The 20,203-nt window shown below is 64.3% G+C and carries 19 protein-coding genes; 11 read left to right on the top strand and 8 right to left on the bottom strand.

Annotated features, from left to right (window positions below):
* Nucleotides 1-50: 50 nt before the first annotated feature.
* Together dnaJ and dnaK are read right to left on the bottom strand one after the other, a co-directional pair.
* Nucleotides 51-1,202, bottom strand: coding sequence for a molecular chaperone DnaJ (gene dnaJ / locus ASD45_RS17775; protein ID WP_082541081.1), 1,152 nt, complete (start codon nt 1,200-1,202; stop codon nt 51-53).
* A 97-nt stretch (nt 1,203-1,299) separates the two neighbouring features.
* Complete coding sequence (gene dnaK, locus ASD45_RS17770) at nt 1,300-3,207, bottom strand: molecular chaperone DnaK (protein ID WP_056913584.1); 1,908 nt, start codon at nt 3,205-3,207, stop codon at nt 1,300-1,302.
* Between the two features lie 330 nt (nt 3,208-3,537).
* On the opposite strand from dnaK, the gene ASD45_RS17765 reads away from it, so the two are divergent.
* Nucleotides 3,538-4,482 (top strand): hypothetical protein, encoded by a 945-nt coding sequence (locus ASD45_RS17765; protein ID WP_156380966.1) that lies wholly within the window; start codon nt 3,538-3,540, stop codon nt 4,480-4,482.
* A gap of 115 nt (nt 4,483-4,597) precedes the next feature.
* On the opposite strand, the gene ASD45_RS17760 is transcribed toward ASD45_RS17765, so the two are convergent.
* From ASD45_RS17760 to hrcA, 5 genes are all read right to left on the bottom strand, one after another.
* A complete protein-coding gene (locus ASD45_RS17760) occupies nt 4,598-5,956 on the bottom strand; it encodes a carbohydrate porin (protein ID WP_244485517.1) in 1,359 nt (452 codons plus the stop codon).
* 116 nt (nt 5,957-6,072) lie between these two features.
* On the bottom strand, nt 6,073-7,440 hold the full coding sequence (locus ASD45_RS17755; protein ID WP_056913020.1) for a cytochrome c peroxidase: 1,368 nt from the start codon (nt 7,438-7,440) through the stop codon (nt 6,073-6,075).
* Nucleotides 7,441-7,508: 68 nt separating this feature from the next.
* On the bottom strand, nt 7,509-8,357 hold the full coding sequence (locus tag ASD45_RS17750; RefSeq protein ID WP_056913019.1) for an EfeM/EfeO family lipoprotein: 849 nt from the start codon (nt 8,355-8,357) through the stop codon (nt 7,509-7,511).
* Nucleotides 8,358-8,629: 272 nt separating this feature from the next.
* Nucleotides 8,630-9,259 (bottom strand): nucleotide exchange factor GrpE, encoded by a 630-nt coding sequence (gene grpE / locus ASD45_RS17745; protein WP_056913018.1) that lies wholly within the window; start codon nt 9,257-9,259, stop codon nt 8,630-8,632.
* Nucleotides 9,260-9,372: 113 nt separating this feature from the next.
* The gene (gene hrcA, locus ASD45_RS17740) at nt 9,373-10,467 is read right to left on the bottom strand and encodes a heat-inducible transcriptional repressor HrcA (protein ID WP_056913017.1); all 1,095 of its coding nucleotides are present in this window, start codon (nt 10,465-10,467) and stop codon (nt 9,373-9,375) included.
* Nucleotides 10,468-10,600: 133 nt separating this feature from the next.
* Between hrcA and ASD45_RS17735 the strand changes: the two genes are divergently transcribed.
* From ASD45_RS17735 to hemW, 8 genes are all read left to right on the top strand, one after another.
* The gene (locus tag ASD45_RS17735; protein ID WP_056913016.1) at nt 10,601-11,002 is read left to right on the top strand and encodes a hypothetical protein; all 402 of its coding nucleotides are present in this window, start codon (nt 10,601-10,603) and stop codon (nt 11,000-11,002) included.
* A 203-nt stretch (nt 11,003-11,205) separates the two neighbouring features.
* Entirely contained in the window at nt 11,206-12,543 is a 1,338-nt protein-coding gene (locus ASD45_RS17730) for a TolC family protein (RefSeq protein WP_162249458.1), read from the top strand.
* A gap of 13 nt (nt 12,544-12,556) precedes the next feature.
* Nucleotides 12,557-13,936 carry a copper oxidase gene (locus tag ASD45_RS17725; protein WP_056913015.1) on the top strand — a complete coding sequence of 460 codons (1,380 nt, stop codon included), beginning with the start codon at nt 12,557-12,559 and terminating at the stop codon, nt 13,934-13,936.
* 21 nt (nt 13,937-13,957) lie between these two features.
* Entirely contained in the window at nt 13,958-14,410 is a 453-nt protein-coding gene (locus ASD45_RS17720; protein ID WP_056913014.1) for a cupredoxin family protein, read from the top strand.
* 22 nt (nt 14,411-14,432) lie between these two features.
* The gene (locus tag ASD45_RS17715; protein WP_056913013.1) at nt 14,433-14,735 is read left to right on the top strand and encodes a copper-binding protein; all 303 of its coding nucleotides are present in this window, start codon (nt 14,433-14,435) and stop codon (nt 14,733-14,735) included.
* An 81-nt stretch (nt 14,736-14,816) separates the two neighbouring features.
* Entirely contained in the window at nt 14,817-15,536 is a 720-nt protein-coding gene (rph, locus tag ASD45_RS17710; RefSeq protein ID WP_056913012.1) for a ribonuclease PH, read from the top strand.
* A gap of 3 nt (nt 15,537-15,539) precedes the next feature.
* A complete protein-coding gene (rdgB, locus tag ASD45_RS17705) occupies nt 15,540-16,175 on the top strand; it encodes an RdgB/HAM1 family non-canonical purine NTP pyrophosphatase (protein WP_056913011.1) in 636 nt (211 codons plus the stop codon).
* An 83-nt stretch (nt 16,176-16,258) separates the two neighbouring features.
* On the top strand, nt 16,259-17,428 hold the full coding sequence (hemW, locus tag ASD45_RS17700; RefSeq protein WP_056913010.1) for a radical SAM family heme chaperone HemW: 1,170 nt from the start codon (nt 16,259-16,261) through the stop codon (nt 17,426-17,428).
* Here hemW and ASD45_RS17695 read toward each other — a convergent pair whose 3' ends face one another.
* Nucleotides 17,429-18,625, bottom strand: a complete 1,197-nt coding sequence (locus ASD45_RS17695; RefSeq protein WP_156381005.1) for a penicillin-binding protein activator — start codon at nt 18,623-18,625, stop codon at nt 17,429-17,431.
* A 255-nt stretch (nt 18,626-18,880) separates the two neighbouring features.
* Here ASD45_RS17695 and rsmI point away from each other — a divergent pair, with 255 nt between their 5' ends.
* Complete coding sequence (rsmI, locus tag ASD45_RS17690; RefSeq protein WP_244485564.1) at nt 18,881-19,747, top strand: 16S rRNA (cytidine(1402)-2'-O)-methyltransferase; 867 nt, start codon at nt 18,881-18,883, stop codon at nt 19,745-19,747.
* A 2-nt stretch (nt 19,748-19,749) separates the two neighbouring features.
* Entirely contained in the window at nt 19,750-20,193 is a 444-nt protein-coding gene (locus tag ASD45_RS17685; RefSeq protein WP_082541010.1) for a YraN family protein, read from the top strand.
* Nucleotides 20,194-20,203: the final 10 nt, after the last annotated feature.

Raw genomic sequence — 20,203 nt, 5'->3', positions numbered from 1 at the left:
TCACCTAACCGTCAAACGGGTATAGGGCGGCGGCGAAAGGGTCAAGATGCTCAAGCTGAATAGCTGCCCCGATTTGCCAAGCCGTCGAGGAAGGTCCTCACCCGGCTCAGAAACCCGGCCGACTCCGGCTGGGTATGTTCCGAGGACAGCTTTTCGAACTCGGCCAACAGCTCTTTCTGACGTTTGGTTAACTTTTGTGGCGTTTCCACCGCGACCTGAACGTACAGGTCGCCGGTTTGTTTCGAGCGCAGCACCGGCATACCCTTACCAGCGAGACGGAAGCGCGACCCCGACTGGGTGCCGGCCGGGATTTTGACCTTGGCCTCGCTGGCATCGATGGCCGGTACTCCGATCTCGCCGCCGAGCGCCGCGGTCACCATCGAGATCGGGACCCGACAATAGAGATCGGCGCCGTCGCGCTGGTACAGTTCGTGCGGCTGCAGCGACAGGAAAATATAGAGGTCGCCCGGCGGGCCGCCGCGCACGCCGGCTTCGCCCTCGCCGGCGAGGCGAATGCGCGTGCCGTCTTCCACGCCCGCGGGAATGTTCACCGACAGCGTGCGCTCACGCGTCACGCGCCCCGCGCCCGAGCAAGCCGCGCACGGATCATCGATCACCTGGCCACGGCCCTGACAGGTCGGGCAGGTGCGCTCCAGCGTGAAGAAGCCCTGGGCATGGCGAACCTTGCCGGCGCCGTTGCAGGTGTAACAGGTCTTCGGCTTGGTGCCGGCCTTGGCGCCGGTCCCCGAGCAGATTTCGCAGGTCACCGACGTCGGAATATGGATCTGCGCGTTCTTGCCCTCGAACGCTTCCTCGAGCGTGATCTCCATGTTGTAGCGCAAGTCGGAGCCGCGCTCGCGGCCGGAGCCGCGTCCGCCGCGGCGGCCGCCGCTCATGCCGAAGAGATCTTCGAAAATATCGGAGAACGTCGAAGCGAAATCCGCGCCGAAGCCGTGCTGCGCGCCGGCGCCGCCCTGCTCGAACGCGGCATGGCCGAAGCGGTCATAGGCAGCGCGCTTGTCGCCGTCCTTGAGGACGTCGTAGGCCTCGTTCAGTTCCTTGAACTTGTGCTCGCAGTCCTTGTCGCCCGGATTGCGGTCCGGGTGATGCTGCATCGCGAGCTTGCGGAAGGCGGCCTTCAGCTCGACTTCTGTGCAGGTGCGCGAGACACCGAGCACCTCGTAATAGTCGCGCTTGGACACGTTGGGCAATCCTCGCCGGACATTTGAAAACCTCGTCCCGCGATCCGCATGATGCGCATCTCAGAACGAGGTCTTCGGGTTTCGTGTCAGGGACTCCTTAGGCCGACTTCTTGCCGCCCTTGTCGTCGTCGACTTCGGTGAACTCGGCGTCGACCACGTCGTCCTTCTTCTCAGCTTCCGCGCCGCCGGCAGCGCCGGCCTGCTGCTGCTGATAGATGGCTTCGCCGAGCTTCATCGAGGCCTGCGCCAGCGCATTGGTCTTCTGCTGGATCGCGTCGGCGTCGCTGCCCTTCAGGGCTTCCTTGAGGTCGGCGATCGCATCCTCGATCGCGGAGCGCTCAGTGTCGCCCAGCTTGGAGCCGTGCTCGGTGAGCGCCTTCTCGGTCGAGTGGACCAGAGCTTCGGCGTGGTTCTTGGCTTCGACCGCCGCCTTGCGCTTCTTGTCTTCCTCGGCGTGAGACTCCGCGTCCTTGACCATCTTCTCGATGTCGGCTTCGGACAAACCACCCGACGCCTGAATGCGGATCTGCTGCTCCTTGTTCGTCGCCTTGTCCTTGGCCGACACGTTGACGATGCCGTTGGCGTCGATGTCGAAGGTCACTTCGATCTGCGGCATGCCGCGCGGCGCCGGCGGAATGCCGACGAGATCGAACTGGCCGAGCATCTTGTTGTCGGCCGCCATCTCGCGCTCGCCCTGGAAGACGCGGATCGTCACCGCGTTCTGGCTGTCCTCGGCGGTCGAGAAAGTCTGCGACTTCTTGGTCGGGATCGTGGTGTTGCGGTCGATGATGCGGGTGAACACGCCGCCCAGCGTTTCGATGCCGAGCGAGAGCGGGGTCACGTCGAGCAGCAGCACGTCCTTGACGTCGCCTTGCAGAACGCCGGCCTGGATCGCCGCGCCGATGGCGACGACTTCATCCGGGTTGACGCCCTTGTGCGGCTCCTTGCCGAAGAACTGCTTCACGACTTCCTGCACCTTCGGCATGCGCGTCATGCCGCCGACGAGGACCACTTCGTTGATTTCGCCCGCGGTGACACCCGCGTCCTTGAGCGCCTTGCGGCACGGCTCGATCGTGCGCTGGATGAGTTCGTCGACCAGGGCCTCGAGCTTGGCGCGCGTCAGCTTGATCGTCAGATGCTTCGGACCGGAAGCGTCCGCCGTGATGAACGGCAGGTTGACTTCGGTCTGCGTCGTCGACGACAGCTCGATCTTGGCCTTTTCGGCGGCCTCTTTCAGACGCTGCAGCGCGAGCTTGTCCTTGCGCAGGTCGATGCCCTGCTCTTTCTGGAACTCGGCCGCGAGATAATTGACGAGCACCATGTCGAAGTCTTCGCCGCCCAGGAACGTGTCACCGTTCGTGGACTTCACTTCGAACACGCCGTCGCCGATTTCGAGCACCGAGATATCGAAGGTGCCGCCGCCGAGGTCGTACACGGCGATAATGCCCTGCTTGGCCTTGTCGAGGCCGTAAGCGAGCGCCGCCGCGGTCGGCTCGTTGATGATGCGGAGAACTTCAAGACCCGCGATCTTGCCGGCGTCCTTGGTCGCCTGGCGCTGCGCGTCGTTGAAGTAGGCGGGAACGGTGATGACGGCCTGATCGACCTTCTGGCCGAGATGCGCTTCGGCAGTTTCCTTCATCTTCTGCAGAATGAAGGCCGAGATCTGCGACGGCGAATACTGCTTGCCGTCGGCTTCGACCCAGGCGTCGCCGTTGCTGGCCTTTGTAATCTTGTAAGGGACGAGCTTCTTGTCCTTCTCGATGATCGGGTCATCGTAGCGGCGCCCGACGAGGCGCTTGACCGCGAAGATCGTTTTTTCCGGATTGGTGACCGCCTGGCGCTTGGCCGGCTGGCCGACCAGTCGCTCACCGTCGTCGGTAAAGGCGACGATCGATGGCGTGGTACGCATGCCCTCGGCGTTCTCGATGACCTTGGGCGCTTTGCCCTCCATCACGGCAACGCAGGAGTTGGTGGTGCCGAGGTCGATTCCGATGACCTTGCCCATGTTGAACACCTCTCAATTGCGGCAGACCGGACGGGCCCTCAAACCTCTGGGGTTAACCCCCTCGGATTATCTGGCGCCCGAAAATGGGTTCGCGGCTCTTCCGCGAATGCCCCTGATCCAGCCCCCTGGATAAGCGATAACCGCCGTTTCAGCGGCTCGAAGCTCATATAGGAGGGGGCATGGGGGCCGCAAGCGGGCGGATCACGAAATTGGGAGCTAACCGCCTTCTCGGCCGCGAAAAAGCCGGCCGGAACGGCTATCTATAGGTTGCTGCACCGGCCGGCCGGGCATCCTCCCTGACCCGGCTCAACCATGGAAATGACCGGATTCATGCTGCGTCGAACGCTCGCAATTTTGCTCACCATCGCCGCGCTGGTTTTGCAGGCGCCCCGGCCGGCCGCCGCCGAGACCGTGTTCCCGCCCGGCCTGCGCGTCGGCCTGACGGTGCCGGGCGATCTGAAGATTTCGACCCGTTTCCCCGGCTTCGAAGACGCCGACCGCAAGGTCGCCATCACCATCCTCGACATGCCGATCGCTGCGCTCGAAGGCCTCGAGCGTTCGGCTTTCGCCAAGACGCAGACCGAGGTGCAGGATCTCAAGCGCGAGGCGTTTCCGTTCGAGAACGGCGTCGGCGTTCTGGTCAGCGGCGTCGCGACCGAAAATGGCGCCAAGGTTCATAAATGGTTTCTGATCGCATCCTCCGCCACCGGCGCCGTGCCCGATCTGGCAGCCCTCGTCAGCGTGCAGGTGCCGGACGATGCCCTGAATGTTTACAGCGAGGCGGTTGTCCGCGCCGCCTTGCGTAGCGTTACGTTCCGGCCAACTCCGCTGACGGAGCAGCTCGGGCTGCTGCCGTTCAAGCTCAAGGACATGGCCGGCTTCCGTGTGCTGACGGTAATGCCCTCAGGCGGCGTCATCCTGATCGACGGCGACAGCGACGACATCACCAGCAATCCCTACGTGATCGTGTCCATCGGACGTGGCGCGCCGGAGAGCGGCGATCGCGGCCGCTTCGCCGCCGATCTGCTGTCGCAGGCGCCGCTGCGCAATTTGCAGATCCAGGGTTCTGAACCGCAGCGCATCTCGAACGGTCCCGGCCATGAAATCCGCGCCAAAGCCGAGAGCGTCAACGGCAAGCCGGTGAAGCTCGTGCAATGGGTGCGCTTCGGCGGCTCAGGTTTCGTCCGCATCGTCGGCGTCTCTTCGGAGGCCCGATGGGATGACTTGTTCAACCGCTTCCGCGCCGTGCGCGACGGTGTCGAGCCGCGGGGCTGAGCTGTCATCCGGAGTGCGGGCGCCAGCCCGCGAACCCGGAATCCAGAAACGAGAGCGCTGACGGGGCCGCTGGATTCCGGGTTCGCAGCTTCGCTGCGCCCCGGAATGACGAGGACTAAAACTTGATCGTTGAGCGCAGCCCGGCAACCAGCGCATTCTTGACGGCGCCGCCGTTCGGATCGTTCGGGTCGGCGACGTTGCCGCCCGGATGCACGATGTATTGCAGGTCCGGCTGCAAGATCCACCACGGCGCGATCTGCGCGGCATAGCTCACTTCGAACACGACCTCGTGGTCGCGCACGACTGTATTGCCGGCATCGATATCGGCGGCAGCCGCATCCTTGCTGACCTTGGCGTATGCCACGCCGAAGGTGAGGGTGTCGTCGGAACGGCCGGCGAACAGGCCTTTAATGCCGGCGCCGCCATCGATGTAATATGACAGCAGATTGCGATCCGACGGCGACAGGCCGCCGCGCACGAACAGGCTCAATGCGGTATCGCCCCGGCGCAGCACGGTCTGGTCGGCGACGCCGTAAATGCCCCAATTCCCATTATGGTTGAGCGGGCCGGTCATGCTCGGGTCGCTGAGCGGCACGGTCGCGCCGGCAGCGTTGACGCCGAAGCGTTGGTCGGCGAAGTCGGTCGTCGCATACCAACCGCCGAGTTTGTAAGTCGCAGGCAGGCCGGTGGCGTCCTTGCCCTGGTTCACCGCGTATTGCACTTCGCCGATGTACAGCGCGCCGCCGGTGAGGCCGAAGTTCAGGCCGTTTTCATTACACTCCTGCGCCGTCACGGTGCAGGTCGATTTGCCGGCGGGGTTGCCGGCGAAGGCCGCGGCCAGCACGGTGACATTGTCAGTCGCGTTGACCTTGAGCCGGGCGCCGGGCGTGGCGAGCGGATAGGCCGGGCCGCCATTGAACATGTCGGATGCGAGAATGCCGGCCCAGCCGAAGGTGCCGTTGATCAGGCCGGCAGCGGTCGGACTGGTAATGAATTCATCGTCGGCCGCGAGTTGGCCGACACGCAGCGAAAAGCGGTCGGCGAAGCTCTGTTCGTACCACAGCGTGAACAGCCGCGTCGTCGACAGCGCGTCGATGTTGGATGGATCGGCGATCGAACCGACATTCTGCGCTGGGTTCGAACCGCTGTTGTGAATCTGATAGATCGTGAAATGCGTCGTCGCGCCGTTGAGGCCGACGAGCTTGGACAGGTCGGTATCGACCGAGAACTCAAACCGTCCCTCGTAGCTCGTGCGCCGGTTCAGGCCGCCGGACAGGACGCCGAAGGTCTCGCCGATGTAGTTCAGCGTGATGTCGATGCCCTGGTTTTCCTTGAGTGCGGTGCGCCCGCCGCCCCAATCGCCGGTCAGCGTATCGCGCTCCCAGATCGACGGCGCCGGCTTGGGTTGATCCTTGGCGAGCGCAGTGCCGGCGGATCCGGCCCCAATGGTCGCGATCGTAATGGCTGCCGCCAAGCGACGACCGAACCGATCCATCCGAATTGCGCCTCGCATCAATGCCCCCGCTTCGTGTTCGTAGGAAATCGTGTTATGTTATAGTATAACACAAAGGTCAATCCGGTTCGTCGATTCTATTTGGCCAATTCGGCGAGCTGGCGCAGCGCCGCGAAATGCTTCTCGTGTACCCGCGGATTGTAAAGAGACCATTGTTCGGCGGTTTTCAGATACGGCGTGACGGTGGCCACGGCCTGCCGATACTCGCCGTATAGCCGCGCCGCCTCGGTGAAATCGTCGGCCTCCGCGGCCATCGCCACTTGCCGCAAGGTCAGCACCAGATCGCGCACGCCGGCGCGCGCCTTCAGCCGCTCGGTGAGCCCGCCCTCGACGCTGGTATCCTTGCGGTCAGGGAAATTCTCGCCGACCTCACGCCATTCCGCGCCCACCGAATCGACGGCAAGGCGAATGACTTCCTTGTCGCGCGATGGGATGGCGACATCGAGCACGCTGGCGAACTGCGACAGCTCGTCGACTTCGGCCTGCACCGTGTTCGGCGTGAACGGCGTGTCGGCATCGCCGATCGCATCGAGATAGGCGACCAGATCGGCGCGCTCGTCCTTGGTCAGGCCAAGGTCGTAGTGCTTGTCGAAGTAGCCCACCACCTCGTCGAAATTGTCGAAGCGGCCGTCGTGGAAGTACGGCGCGTTGAACTTGGCGTTGACCAGCGTTTTGGTCTTGAAGAAACCGCCGGTGCCGATGTCGTGCACCTTGTGATCGACGAAGGCGGCGTTGGCCTCGTGGCAGGTCGCGCAGCTCATCGACGCATTGCTCGGAAACGGCTTGTTGAAGACGACTTCACCGCGCCGCGCCGCATCGGATGCCTTGCCCGTCAGATGACCGTCCGACGTCATCTTGGCGTTGGGCAGGAAGCTGATCTCGTGGATGTAGGCGATCAGCGCGTCGAGCGTCTGGCCCGACGGCTCGGGGCCGGCGAACTCGTTGACGATCACGTTGCGGACGAAGTCGCGCAGCGAGGCGAAGCGGCCATCATGGCCATAGGGCGCGAGAAACTTGTCGCCGCGCAGGCTCGGCACCGTGACCGGGTCGAACACGCCATTGTCGGCCTTGGCGTTGAACAGCGCGCCGGTGGTGTCGAACGTGCCGGGCTTTTTCGACAGGCCGGGCACGAACAGTTTCGGGTTGCTGGCGCCCTGCTGGTGACAGCTGTTGCAGCTCATGCCGGCATCGGCCGCCTTGCCGCCGAAAATCGCCGACGAGGAAAACAGCATGTCGCCGAGGTTGAAAAGATGAGAGCGCTTGCCGCCAGCCTGCTCGGCCGCGAACAGCTCGGTCGGCTGGTCGAGCAGCTGCTCGTTCAACTCGCTGCCGACCGGCAACGTCGCGTCCTGGCTCACGACCGGCGTGGCGTGCGCCGCCGCGAGCGACATCGCCAGTCCGATAAAGCCGCCGACGGCCGTGGCCTGGGTGGGTCCGAAGCGCATGACTGATCCTCTGGGGCTCGCTGCCGCGACAAGGCCGCCGCCGGATGCCGGCGACGGCCTTTGTTCGATTACTTCGCCTTGTCGGCGCCTTCCTCGTCCTCGTCGCCGACCTTGAACGGCTTGAGGCCGAGCTTCGGCGCGGCCTGCAGCATCAGCGCCGCGAGCTCCTCGCCGCCGACATGGACCTTCTTGGCGTCCATGCTCTTGATGTCGGCGACACCGACGAGCTTCTTGAGGTTCTGCGTGCGCTCGTCGATCAGGCCGGCGAGCTTGGCATCCTTCTTCTTCAGCGTATCGGCAAAGATCGTGTTCCAGGCGAACTCGATGCCGGCGACGTTCTGCTGCATGTCGATGATCGAGGTCGCGGCATAGGGCGATTCACCGCCGCCGGACTTCTCCTCGCCGACCTCGTAAGCGAGGTTGGCGGTGCCCTCGAGCAGCTTCTGCGGGGCGAAGGCGAATTTCTTGTCGTTGAGACGCTTTTCGAACTTGTCCATGTTCGCCAGCATTTCGGCGATCGGCTGGTCGAGGTCGTCGGTCTTCTTGGCCGAGAACAGCACGGCCTCGATGGCGTGGTAGCCGCTCTTGGCGTTCGGCCACGGATCGACGGTCTTGTCGAACTCGCCGAAGTAGGTGCCGGTCACCGGCTCCATCACTTCCCAGCCCTTGCGCGACTTGATCCAGGCGTCCTGCGCCGCCTTGAGATCGCCGGCCTTGACCGCGGCCTGCATCTCCTTGGCGCCGGCGATGGCCTTGCCGATGTTCTCGGCGATGAACGGCTCGTAGGCCTTGGCACCGTCCTTCATCGACGCCGCCTGCGCCGTGCCTGACAGAGCAGCGAGTGCGAACAGCGCGGCCGCGCAGCCCAGTTGTTTGAAGCGCCAAGGCGAAGACGTGAGGGAAGATGATGTCGGCATATGCGGCCTCCTGTCGCAGGGAATTTCGCCGGACAGTGTTCGCCGTGGCCGTCGTCGTCAAGGAAAATATCAATGAAATCAGTAGTTTATAACGAATCAAAACTGGCGGGACGCGTGTCGCAAGGAGCTGGAATTATTCCAATCCGAAGAAGACCGCTAACGCCTTGCCTCAGCATCGAAACCGCACGCGGTGAATTTCGCGTCAGCGTCACGGCCAAAAACAAACGGCGCCCGCAAGGGGCGCCGCGTGTGCTCATCGATAACCGTTCGTCTTATTTGCCAGCATCGCCCGTGGGCGAATTTTCATTGGCGGACGGCTTGGCCGCCGGTTTCGCTTGCGGCTTCGACACGCCGACCAGCGCCGGACGCAGGACGCGATCGCCGATCATGTAGCCGGACTGAATGACCTGGGCGACGTGGCCCGCCGGCACATCGGCGTTCGGCACTTCGTACATCGCCTGGTGTATGTTGGGATCGAACTTCTCGCCCTCCGGCGAGAATTTCTTGACGCCGTTCTTTTCCAGCGTCTTCAGCAATTCACGCTCGGTGAGTTCGACGCCTTCGAGCACGCCCTTGATCGCCGCATCGGCGGCTTCGCGCGCTTCCGCCGACAAAGTCCCCAGCGCGCGGTGCATGTTGTCGGCGACGTTCAGCACATCGAGCGCAAACTTGCGGATGCCATAGAGCCGCGCATCGGCGACTTCGCGCTCGGTGCGCTTGCGCAGATTTTCCATCTCGGCCAGCGTGCGCAGCAGCTTGTCCTTGTATTCGAAGGCTTCGCGCTTGGCCTCGGCTACCGGATCGGGCTGCTCGGCGAATTCCGGACGCGGCGCCGGTTCGGCGGCCGTATTCTCGGTCTCGGCGCTCGCGTTCTCAGCATTACGCGCGGTCGGGTCCGTCATCGTCTCAATCCACTTCTTAAACCTGGGGGTATGCCCCGGATATCAGGGCTGGAGCCCGAAAAATCAAGCTTTTCCAATCCGATTCGTCGAAAAATCCTGTATTTCCAGCATCTTTAGTGGCCAGAACCGGACAAAAGCCGGCTCACCACCCGCGCCGTATAGTCCACCATGGGAATGATGCGGGCATAGTTGAGCCGCGTCGGGCCGATCACGCCGATGACGCCGACGATACGGCCGGCATTATCGTGGTAGGGCGCGACGATGGTCGAGGAGCCCGACAGCGAGAACAGCTTGTTCTCCGAGCCGATGAAAATGCGCACGCCATCGCCGCGCTCGGCCCGGCCCAGCAGATCGATGACGCCGCGTTGCGCCTCCAGCGCGTCAAACAGCGAGCGCACCCGCTCGAGATCCTCGAGCGCGTGCAGGTCTTCGAGCAGGTTGGCGTGACCGCGCACGATGAGCTGGCGCGCGCCGGTGTCGCCGCCGGACCAGCTCGCCAACCCCGCGGCGATGATCTTCTGCGTCAGCTGGTCGAGCTCGGCCTGACCCTGCGTCAGTGCCGCTTCGATTTCGGTGCGCAGTTCGGACAGGGTCTTGCCGCGAATATGGGCGTTGAGAAAGTTGCCTGCCTCGGTCAGCGCCGAGGCCGGCAGACCGGCCGGCACGTTGAGCACGCGGTTTTCAACCTGCCCGTCCTCGCCAACAAGCACCGCCAGCGCCCGCTCCGGCTCCAGCCGTACGAACTCGATGTGCTTCATTCGCGTATCGGCTTTCGCCGTCAGCACCACGCCGGCCGACCGCGTCAGCCCCGACAGCATCTGCGAAGCTTCGGTGAGCACCGTTTCGAGAGACTTGGCGGTGCCGGCGCCGGCGACCTGGGCTTCGATCGAGCGGCGGTTGTCTTCGGTGAGATCGCCGACCTGCATCAGCGCATCGACGAAGAAACGCAGGCCCAGTTCGGTCGGCAGGCGGCCCGCCGAAGTATGCGGCGCGAAGATAAGACCGAGGTGCTCGAGGTCCGACATCACGTTGCGAACCGAGGCCGGCGACAAGGTGATCGGCAGGATACGAGCCAAATTACGCGAGCCGACCGGTTCGCCGGTCGCCAGATAGCTCTCGACGATCGAGCGGAAAATCTCACGCGAGCGCTCATTCAGCGCCGCGAGGCTGACATGCGAGGAACCGATCGGAACGTCTTGGGACGCCACCTGTAAACCTCTCTGGTTACGGACTAAATTTGGACATCGTCGTGCGCTTGATCAAGTCGGGACTTGCGCGCCAACTGGCAACAGTGCCATTTTGTGCCGGTCGCCGGTGCGGCAAGGGATATTTGCGGGCGGTATGCTGGCTCTGTTTACCAAATCCTGGCGAAGAAAGGCGGCAATCGTCGCGCTCGTCTTCTATGCGCTGGGTGTCGCCGCGCCGGCCGCCGCGTTCGCCTTTACCGATGCCGCGGCCCATTGCCTGACGATCTCAGAGGCGGAACAAGCCGGGTCGCATCACGCCCACGACCAGATGGCGGCCGATCATGCCTCGCACCCGGCCCCGGCCGCCGCGGACGACCATGGCATGACGGGCAAATGCTGCGGCACCTTGTGCTTTACGGCGCTGACCCCGCACGTCGCCCCGATCGCCGAACCACTGATGCAGGTCTCTGCTTTGAGCCAGTTGCGCGTCGCGCACCTGCTCGGTCACAGTTCCGACCCGATCGATCGTCCTCCACGCAATCTCCTGTCGATCTGAGTACCGGCACGACTGCGGCCTGACGGCCGTGGCGCGCCCGTTATCAATTCGATGGACGAGGAGATGCGATGCCATCCCGACATTGTTCGCGGCCGGCTGCCTTTGGGCGGCAGGCGACGCGATGGCGCTTCACGAAAAGCGGCCTTCTGCTGACGAGTCTTCTGACGCTGCCGGCGTGTGCGACGCTGGCGCCCGACGGCGGCATGAGTCTGCCGACGGAAATCGCCGCACGCCATTTGGGCAAGGATATCGCCGTCACGCAAAGCGAAGGCGACGCGGCGGCTGTTCGCGCCCGTGTCGCTCGCCTGCTCGGCAAGCCGTTGTCCGCCGACGCCGCGGTTCAGATCGCGCTGGTCAACAATCGCGGTTTGCAGGCCGCCTATAACGCTCTGGGCGTTGCCGATGCCGTCCGCGTGCAACAATCCTTGCCGCCCCGGCCGTCCTTCGAACTGACCCGGCTTTCCGGCGCCCCGGAAATCGAACTGGAGCGGCAGATCGTCGGCAGTATCCTCGCACTGGCGACGCTGCCGGCGCGGACGGAGATCGCCAATATCCGCTTCCGTCAGGCGCAAATGACCGCCGCCCTGGAGACGCTGCGAACGGCCGCTGACGCACGGCGCGCCTATTATCGCGCGGTCGCCGCGCAACAGGTCGCGAAACTGTTCAAGGAAGCCAGTGGCGCTTCCACCACATCCGCCGAATTGTCGCGCCGCATGCGCGACAGCGGCGCGATGAGCAAGCTCGATCTGTCGCGTCAGCAGGTGCTGCACGCCGAACTGTCCGCCGATCTGACCCGCGCCGAGTTGCGCGCTTCATCGGAACGCGAACGGCTGATCCGCGTGCTCGGCCTCATGGACGATCATCTTGCGCTCAAGCTGCCGACCGCCCTGCCGGGCCTGCCGGCGCGGCCGCCGACATTGCAGGCAGCCGAACAGAAGGCGCTCGACGAGCGCGTCGATCTGCAAACAGCCCGCCTCGATGTCGAAGCGCTCGCCAAGTCCTACGGGCTGACCAATGCCACACGCTTCGTAAACGTGCTCGAAGCCGGCTACGCCGACAAGATCACGGACAACAGGGAGACCGGCGAACACTCGCACAGTCGCGGCTTCACCGTGAAATTCGAAGTGCCGCTGTTCGATTTCGGCGAAGCGCGAACGCGCGAGGCCGAGCAGAGCTACATGCAGGCGGTCAACCGGCTGGCGCAGAAGGCGGTGGATGTCCGCTCGCAGACGCGCGAGGCCTATCGCGCCTATCGCCTCAACTACGATCTGGCGCAACGCTATGCGCGTGACGTGCTGCCGCTGCGCAAGGCGATGTCGGACGAGCAGATGCTGCGTTACGGCGCCATGCAGATCGACGTCTTCACGCTGCTGTCCGACATCAGGCAGCAGATCGCGGCGCGCGTCACGGCAACCGAAGTCCAGCGCGACTTCTGGCTCGCCAGTACCGATCTGTCGGCCGCGATCATCGGCGGCAATTCGTCGAATACCGAAATCGCAGCAGCCGGCGCCCCCGCGGGCGCCGAGGGCGAAGAGCATTGAACGGAGAACGATCATGATCTCACGACGCAATCTGCTGGGCTCTTCGGTCATGCTCGTCGGCGCCGCGGCCGTCAGTGGCCGCGTGCAGGCCGCTGCCATTCCGGAAGCCGCGACGAGCAACTCACCGACCATGCAGCCGCCACCGCGGCCATCAAGCGGACCGGACTATCACCCGGTCGTCACGCTCAATGGCTGGTCTCTGCCGTGGCGCATGAACGGCGACTGGAAGGAGTTTCATCTCGTCGCCGAAAAGGTCGAGCGAGAATTCGCCCCGGGCATGACGGCGCGGCTGTGGGGCTATAACGGCCAGTCGCCCGGACCGACCATCGAATGCGTCGAGGGCGATCGGCTGCGAATCTTCGTCACCAACAAGCTGCCGGAGCACACCACCGTGCATTGGCACGGCATGCCGGTGCCGAACGGCATGGACGGCGTCGGCGGCCTGACGCAGCCGCACATCAAGCCGGGACAGACATTCGCTTATGAATTTGTCGCCAAACGAAGCGGCACGTTCATGTACCACCCGCATGCCGACGAGATGGTGCAGATGGCGATGGGCATGATGGGCTTCTTCGTCGTGCATCCGCGCGATCCGAACGAGCATCGCGTCGATCGCGATTTCGTCTTCCTGATGTCGAGCTACGATATCGAGCCCGGCACGGCGCTGCCGAAGGTCATGACCATGACCGACTTCAACCTGTGGACCTGGAACAGTCGCGTGTTTCCCGGAATCGATCCGCTGGCGGTGCGCCAGGGCGACCGCGTGCGCATCCGTGTCGGCAACCTGACCATGACCAATCACCCGATCCACATGCACGGGCCGCATTTCGAGGTCACCGGCACCGATGGCGGATGGGTGCGCGAAAGCGCGCGCTGGCCCGAGGTCACGACCGACATTCCGGTCGGCGGCATGCGTGCGATCGAATTCGTCGCCGACGACCCCGGCGACTGGGCCATTCATTGCCACAAATCGCATCACACCATGAATGCGATGGGCCACGAGGTGAAAACCTTCATCGGCACGCCGCAGAAGGATCTCACCAAGACGCTGCGCAAGCTCATGCCGGACTACATGCCGATGGGTTCGGAAGGCATGGCGGAAATGGGCTCGATGGAAATGCCGTTGCCCGACAACACGCTGCCGATGATGACCGGCTTTGGCCAATACGGGCCGCTGGAAATGGGCGGCATGTTCTCGGTGGTCAAGGTGCGCGAGGGGCTTGCCGCCGACGATTACAAGGATCCCGGACCCTACAAGCATCCGGCCGGCACCGTCGCCCATCAGGTGACCGATGCGCCGGCGCCGCAACGGCGCAGCGATGCGCCCTCATCCTCCACGCCTGCCGGCTTCACCGTCGTGAAGCCGGGCTCGAACAATCACAACTCGCACTGATCAATCGAAGGAGAACTGCAGATGAAACTGATATCCCTCGCCGCAGTCGCGCTCATGGCCGGCCTCGCCGCCGCGCATGCCCATGACGGAGAATATTCGGCGGGCAAGCCGGGTGACCCGAAGAAGCCGGCGCGCACCGTCACCGTCATTATTCAGGACGATGCCGACGGCATGCGCTACGTGCCCAATCGCATCGAGGTGAAGCGCGGCGAGCAGGTGCGCTTCGTCCTTCAGAACCAGGGCGCGCTGAAGCACGAGTTCACGCTCGCCACCATGCAGGACAACAAGAAGCACGGCGCATTGATGATGAAATTTCCGGACATGGAGCACGACGATCCGAACGCCAAAAGCATCGAGCCCGGCAAGAGCGCGGAAATCCTGTGGCGGTTCGACAAGACCGGCACGTTCGAATTCGCCTGCCTGATTCCCGGTCACTACGAAGCCGGCATGCACGGCACCGCCAGCGTCAAGTAATTCACAACGGAAGGTAACAGACATGAGACAGCATTTTCAGAACGCCGCCATCGCCGCTCTCGTCAGCGTGGTTCTCGCCACGTCGAGCTGGGCGCAAACCGCGCTGATCGACGGCACGGTGACCAAGGTCGATACCGCGGCGAGCAAGATCACCATCAAGCACGGGCCGATCAAAAAGTTCGATATGGACGAAGGCATGACCATGGTCTTCACCGCTAAGGACAAGAGCCTGCTCGACAAGGTGAAGGCCGGCGACAAGATCAAGTTCGACGCCGACAACGTCAACGGCCAGTTCATCGTCACGGCGATCGAAAAGGCCAAATAATCCGGGCTTGCCGTCGCCGCCGGGCACACTTACAAGGCTCGGCGGCGACGATTTTGTCGGATTATTGAGGAGTTTCGATCCATGCGACCCAGCCAGCGCCAGCCGGATGAAATGCGCGCCGTGTCGCTGGAACGAAGCGTCGTCAAATACGCCGAGGGTTCCTGCTTCGTGAAATTCGGCGAAACCCACGTGCTGGTGACCGCCAGCCTCGAGGAGCGTCTGCCGCCGTGGCTCAAGGGTCAGGGCAAGGGTTGGGTGACCGCCGAATACGGCATGCTGCCGCGCGCCACCCATAGCCGCACCCGCCGCGAAGCCGCGTCAGGCAAACAGGGCGGCCGCACCGTGGAAATCCAGCGCCTGATCGGCCGCTCGGTGCGCACCATCGTCGATCTTCAGGCGCTCGGCGAGCGTCAGATCACCATCGATTGCGACGTGATCCAGGCCGATGGCGGCACCCGCACCGCGTCGATCACCGGCGCCTGGGTGGCGCTGGCCGACTGCATCGCCTGGATGAAGACGCGCGACATGTTCAAGGGCGACGCCAAGGTGCTGCGCGATCACGTCGCCGCGGTGTCGTGTGGCGTGTTCCGCGGCACCGCCGTGCTCGACCTCGATTACGCCGAGGATTCGGAAGCCGATACCGACGCCAATTTCGTCATGACCGGCACCGGCAACATCATCGAGGTGCAGGGCACCGCGGAGAAGGAACCGTTCAGCGAAGAGCAGTTGCTCGCGCTCCTCGCCCTGGCCCGCAAGGGCACCGGCAAGCTCATCGAACTGCAGAAGATGGCCGTCGGCTAGTTCATGACCGAACGTCAGCTTTCCGGATCGGTTGTTATCGCCACGCACAACCCCGGCAAACTCGCCGAGATGCGCGACCTGCTCGCGCCGCATGGGATCGCCGCGACATCGGCCGCCGAACTCAATCTCCCGGAGCCGGAAGAGACCGGCACGACCTTCGCCGCCAATGCACGCATCAAGGCCATGGCGGCGGCTAAGGCGACCGGCCAAGCGGCCTTCGCCGACGACTCCGGTCTCTGCGTCGATGCACTCGGGGGCGATCCCGGCATCTACTCGGCGCGCTGGGCTGGTCCCGACAAGGATTTCCGCGGCGCGATGAATCAGATTCAGACGCTGCTCGTCGAGAAGGGCGCGACTGCGCCGGAACAACGCCGCGCGCATTTCATTGCCGCGCTTTGTCTCGCCTGGCCAGACGGCCACACGGAAGAATTCGAAGGCCGCGTCGACGGCGTCATCGTCTGGCCGCCGAAGGGGACGGCGGGGTTTGGTTATGATCCCCTATTCCTGCCCGACGGTCATGAACGCACCTTCGGCGAGATGACGGCGGACGAAAAACACGGATTGCCGCCCAAGGGCATGGGTTTGTCGCATCGCGCACGGGCTTTCGTGATGCTGGCGAAGGCGTGCCTGCGCGCGTGAATTCGTTACAATTTTAAATACTTGTCCGCAGCGAAGATACGTCTTTACTGGCGGGAACCGCGTTGCGCGCCTATAGTCTTAAGATGTCGTTAACCAATACCATCGCGCCTCATCAAGACTTCGCCGTTTACGTCCACTGGCCGTTCTGCCTGTCGAAGTGCCCGTACTGCGACTTCAACAGCCATGTCCGCCACGGCGGCTATGACGAGACGCGCTATCTGCGCGCCATCGAAAGCGAGATCGCGGCCACCGCGGCGCGCATCGGCACGCGCACGGTGTCGTCGGTTTTCTTCGGCGGCGGCACACCGTCGCTGATGCAGCCGTCCACCGTCGAAGGCATCATCAACGCCATCGGCAAGAACTGGACGCTCGCCGGCAGCGCGGAGATTTCGCTCGAAGCCAATCCGACCAGCGTCGAGGCGACGCGGTTCCGCGGCTATCGCGCCGCCGGCGTCAATCGCGTGTCACTCGGCGTGCAGGCGCTCGACGATCAGTCGCTGAAAGAACTCGGCCGCCTGCACAGCGCCGACGAAGCGCTCGCCGCCATCGCTGTGGCGCGCTCGATCTTCGATCGCTACTCGTTCGATCTCATCTACGCGCGGCCGCGGCAGACGATCGAGGGCTGGGCGCTCGAACTCAATCGAGCCATTGCCGAAGCTGCCGAGCATCTGTCGCTCTATCAGCTGACCATTGAGCCGGGCACGCCGTTCTTCGGCCTGCACAAGGCAGGCAAACTGGTGATACCGGCGGAAGGTCTTGCCCGCGATCTCTACGATCTGACGCAGCAGGTCTGCGCCGATGCCGGCCTGCCGGCTTACGAAGTTTCCAATCACGCCCGCCCCGGCGCCGAGTGCCGGCACAATCTCGTCTATTGGCGCGGTCACGAATATGCCGGCATCGGTCCCGGCGCACATGGCCGCTTGAATGTCGACGGCCGCCGCTACGCCACCGAGACCGAGCGCAAACCGGAAGCCTGGCTCGATCTGATCGACACCAACGGCATCGGACTCACCGTCGATGAAGCCTTGCAGCCCGGCGAAGTCGCCGATGAATTCCTGCTGATGGGGCTGCGTCTCACCGAAGGCATCGACCCCAAACGCTTCACCGCCTTGTCCGGCCGCTCACTCGATCCGCGCCGGCTGGCATTCCTGATGGATGGCGGCGCGGTCGAGACCATGGACAATGGCCGCCTGCGCGTGACGCCATCCGGCTTCCCGCTGCTCGACGCGGTGGTGGCTGATCTGGCGGCTTAACTAGAACGCTTTCGGCGCCGGGCTCACCACCTGGCCGCCGCCAGGCGCCACGCGAAGCACGGCAAGGCCGCGCTCGTTGGTGCCATCGGGCATGAAGCGGAATACACCGTCGATGCCGGCAAAACCCGACGACGTCGTGAGGATCTGCTCATTGAAGCGCTGCGTGCCCTGCGTCTTCACCAACGCGGCGACCAGCGCCACCGCATCGTAAGACAGCGTCGCGGTGCGCACCGGCTCCTGTCCGTAACGGCCGCGATAGCGCTGAGCGAAACTGCGGAAGCCCGCCGCGTCAGGCGCGGCGTACCAGCCGCCGGCGAGCGAGGCATTGCTGAAGATCCGCGGATCGTCCCACAGCCCGGTGCCCAGCAATTGCAGCCGTTTCAGGTTAACGCGATTGGTCTCGAGCTGCGCGACCACCTGCGGCACGGCGTCGGCGCCATCCGGAATAAACAACGCGTCGGCACGGCTTGCCGCTTGCGCCACGCGGCGTACCGCCTCGCCCATCCGCGCCGGATCAAGCGGATACTTCTCGAGAGCCACAACGCGGCCGCCACGGCGCGCCACTTCCTGCTGGAACGCAGCTTCAATCACCGTGCCGTAGGCATTGTCCGGCAACAGCGCAGCGAACGACCGCTTGCCGCGCGACACCGCAAAATCGACGATGCGCCTCACGTCCGATTCAGGCAGGAAGCTGAGCAGATAAACGCCGCGCGTCGCCACGCTGGCATCGGTCGAGAATGCGATGACCGGAATGTTGCGCCCGCGCGCCACGGCACCGACCGCGCTCACCGACTGCGCGAACAGCGGTCCGATGATAATCTCGGCGCCTTCGGCGAGTGCCTGCTGCGCCGCGGCCTGCGCGCCCTGCGGCGAGCCGCCATCGTCTTTAACCAGCAGTTGGATGTTCGGTTCTTTGAATTCGGCGAGGGCCATTTCGGCCGCGTTCTTCATCGACAACGCCGCGACACCGGCATTGCCCTGCGCTGACAACGGGAGGATCAGGCCGACGCGAATCTGCCCGCTGCCGATCTGCGACGGCTGGGCAGGCTCACCGGCCGGCTGCTGTGGCTGCGGCTGCGGGCTGTCGAGGCGATCGAGCGCGCCTCCGGTGCATCCGGCAAGCGCCAGCGATGCCGCGGCAAAGCCGCCCACAATTACGAGACGGCGGCGGGTGATGCCCTGCCTGTCAGATCGAATTCGCAATAACCCCGTTCCCTCGTCCCAGACCGACCCCCCTGTCAGTCCTAATGGCTAAACGCCATTTTGTCCCGCAAAAGTTAAGGCAATGAAAAGATAGAGGAATTCGAGCCTTTTGCCGCCTGCCCTGCCACGATACCAAGCGGGCGACTCATTCGTGCTGCGCAAAAAGCCGCACAAAACCACGCACCGGTGCGCCGACGGGCTAAAGTGCCGGGCATGGACGAACGAAAAGCCGCGCGCCACTACGCCCCGATGGGCACCATGATCGACGCCCCCGCGCTCGCGCCAGGGCTCTATCTGGTGGCGACGCCGATCGGCAATCTCGCGGATATCAGCCTGCGGGCTCTGGCGACGCTGGCAGCGGCCGACGTCATCGCCTGCGAAGACACCCGGGTCACCCGCAAGCTGACCGAGCGCTATGGCATCGCCGCGCCACTCACGGCGTATCACGAACACAATTCGGACGAGGCCTTGCCGAAGATCCTGTCGCGGCTCGCCGCGGGCCAGGCGGTGGCGCTGGTGTCGGACGCCGGGACGCCTCTGGTGTCGGACCCCGGTTACCGGCTGGTGCGCGCCGTGGTCGAGGCGGGTCACAATGTTACAGCGGTGCCCGGTGCGTCGTCGGTGCTGACGGCGTTGTCGCTCGCGGGTCTGCCGACCGACCGCTTTTTCTTCGAGGGCTTCCTGCCGCCGAAGCAGGCAGCACGGCAGAAGCGCATCGCCGAGCTTGCGATTATTCCGGCGACGCTCGTGCTGTTCGAAACCGGACCGCGCGTCGAGGCTTCACTGGCCGATCTTGCTGCGGGTCTGGGGCCGCGGCAGGCCTCGCTCTGCCGCGAACTCACAAAACTGCACGAGGAGATTCGCCGCGGCGATCTTGCAACGCTGGCGCACGACTATGCCGAAGGCGCAGAAACGCGCGGCGAGATCGTGATCGTCATCGCGCCGCCGGCGGAAGAGGAAACCGCCGATGCCGATATCGATGCGATGTTGCGCGACGCGCTCACACGCACATCCGTGAAGGATGCCGTCAGCGAAGTCGCCTCGGCGACCGGCCGGGCGCGCCGCGAGGTCTATCAGCGCGCGCTCGAACTCGCCAGAAACGGCGCCGAGGATTGATCATGGCGAAGGAAGATCGCCCGCTGCCGCCGCTTCCGCGCCATCCGCGCGTTCCCGGCTTGCGCGCCAAGGCGGCGAAGCCGGAAGCCGACCCCGAACGTCAGGCCGCATTCAACCGTGGCATCTCGGCGGAAAGCCTCGCCGCCGCCTGGCTGATCGGCAAAGGCTATCGCATCCTGTCGCGGCGTTTCCGCTGCGCGGCGGGCGAGATCGATATCGTCGCCGGACGGTGGCACACGATCGCGTTCATCGAAGTCAAGGCGCGCGCATCGCTCGATGACGCGGCGGAATCGGTGACCCCGCGACAGCGCGGCCGCATCGCTGCCGCGGCCGAGATCTGGCTCGCGCAACACCCGCATGTGACGTTCAAGGATTTGCGCTTCGACGCTATCCTGATTGCGCCGGGCAAGCTGCCGCAGCATATCCAGGCTGCGTTTGAAACGTAGCGCTTGGACC

The organism is Pseudolabrys sp. Root1462, from assembly GCF_001426945.1.
Taxonomy (GTDB): domain Bacteria; phylum Pseudomonadota; class Alphaproteobacteria; order Rhizobiales; family Xanthobacteraceae; genus Pseudolabrys.
The sequence above is the reverse complement of the archived record's forward strand: the minus strand, read 5'-3'. Positions and strand labels throughout refer to the sequence as shown.

What these genes read in the sequence shown, in the direction of transcription:
- rsmI (WP_244485564.1), top strand. Translation starts at nt 18,881, where the DNA reads ATGGGCACCATGATCGACGCCCCCGCGCTCGCGCCAGGGCTCTATCTG.
- ASD45_RS17715 (WP_056913013.1), top strand. Translation starts at nt 14,433, where the DNA reads ATGAGACAGCATTTTCAGAACGCCGCCATCGCCGCTCTCGTCAGCGTG.
- ASD45_RS17755 (WP_056913020.1), bottom strand. Translation starts at nt 7,440, where the DNA reads ATGCGCTTCGGACCCACCCAGGCCACGGCCGTCGGCGGCTTTATCGGA.
- dnaK (WP_056913584.1), bottom strand. Translation starts at nt 3,207, where the DNA reads ATGGGCAAGGTCATCGGAATCGACCTCGGCACCACCAACTCCTGCGTT.
- hemW (WP_056913010.1), top strand. Translation starts at nt 16,259, where the DNA reads ATGTCGTTAACCAATACCATCGCGCCTCATCAAGACTTCGCCGTTTAC.
- grpE (WP_056913018.1), bottom strand. Translation starts at nt 9,259, where the DNA reads ATGACGGACCCGACCGCGCGTAATGCTGAGAACGCGAGCGCCGAGACC.
- ASD45_RS17750 (WP_056913019.1), bottom strand. Translation starts at nt 8,357, where the DNA reads ATGCCGACATCATCTTCCCTCACGTCTTCGCCTTGGCGCTTCAAACAA.
- ASD45_RS17730 (WP_162249458.1), top strand. Translation starts at nt 11,206, where the DNA reads ATGAGTCTGCCGACGGAAATCGCCGCACGCCATTTGGGCAAGGATATC.
- ASD45_RS17685 (WP_082541010.1), top strand. Translation starts at nt 19,750, where the DNA reads ATGGCGAAGGAAGATCGCCCGCTGCCGCCGCTTCCGCGCCATCCGCGC.
- rph (WP_056913012.1), top strand. Translation starts at nt 14,817, where the DNA reads ATGCGACCCAGCCAGCGCCAGCCGGATGAAATGCGCGCCGTGTCGCTG.
- ASD45_RS17735 (WP_056913016.1), top strand. Translation starts at nt 10,601, where the DNA reads ATGCTGGCTCTGTTTACCAAATCCTGGCGAAGAAAGGCGGCAATCGTC.
- rdgB (WP_056913011.1), top strand. Translation starts at nt 15,540, where the DNA reads ATGACCGAACGTCAGCTTTCCGGATCGGTTGTTATCGCCACGCACAAC.
- ASD45_RS17765 (WP_156380966.1), top strand. Translation starts at nt 3,538, where the DNA reads ATGCTGCGTCGAACGCTCGCAATTTTGCTCACCATCGCCGCGCTGGTT.
- ASD45_RS17725 (WP_056913015.1), top strand. Translation starts at nt 12,557, where the DNA reads ATGATCTCACGACGCAATCTGCTGGGCTCTTCGGTCATGCTCGTCGGC.
- ASD45_RS17720 (WP_056913014.1), top strand. Translation starts at nt 13,958, where the DNA reads ATGAAACTGATATCCCTCGCCGCAGTCGCGCTCATGGCCGGCCTCGCC.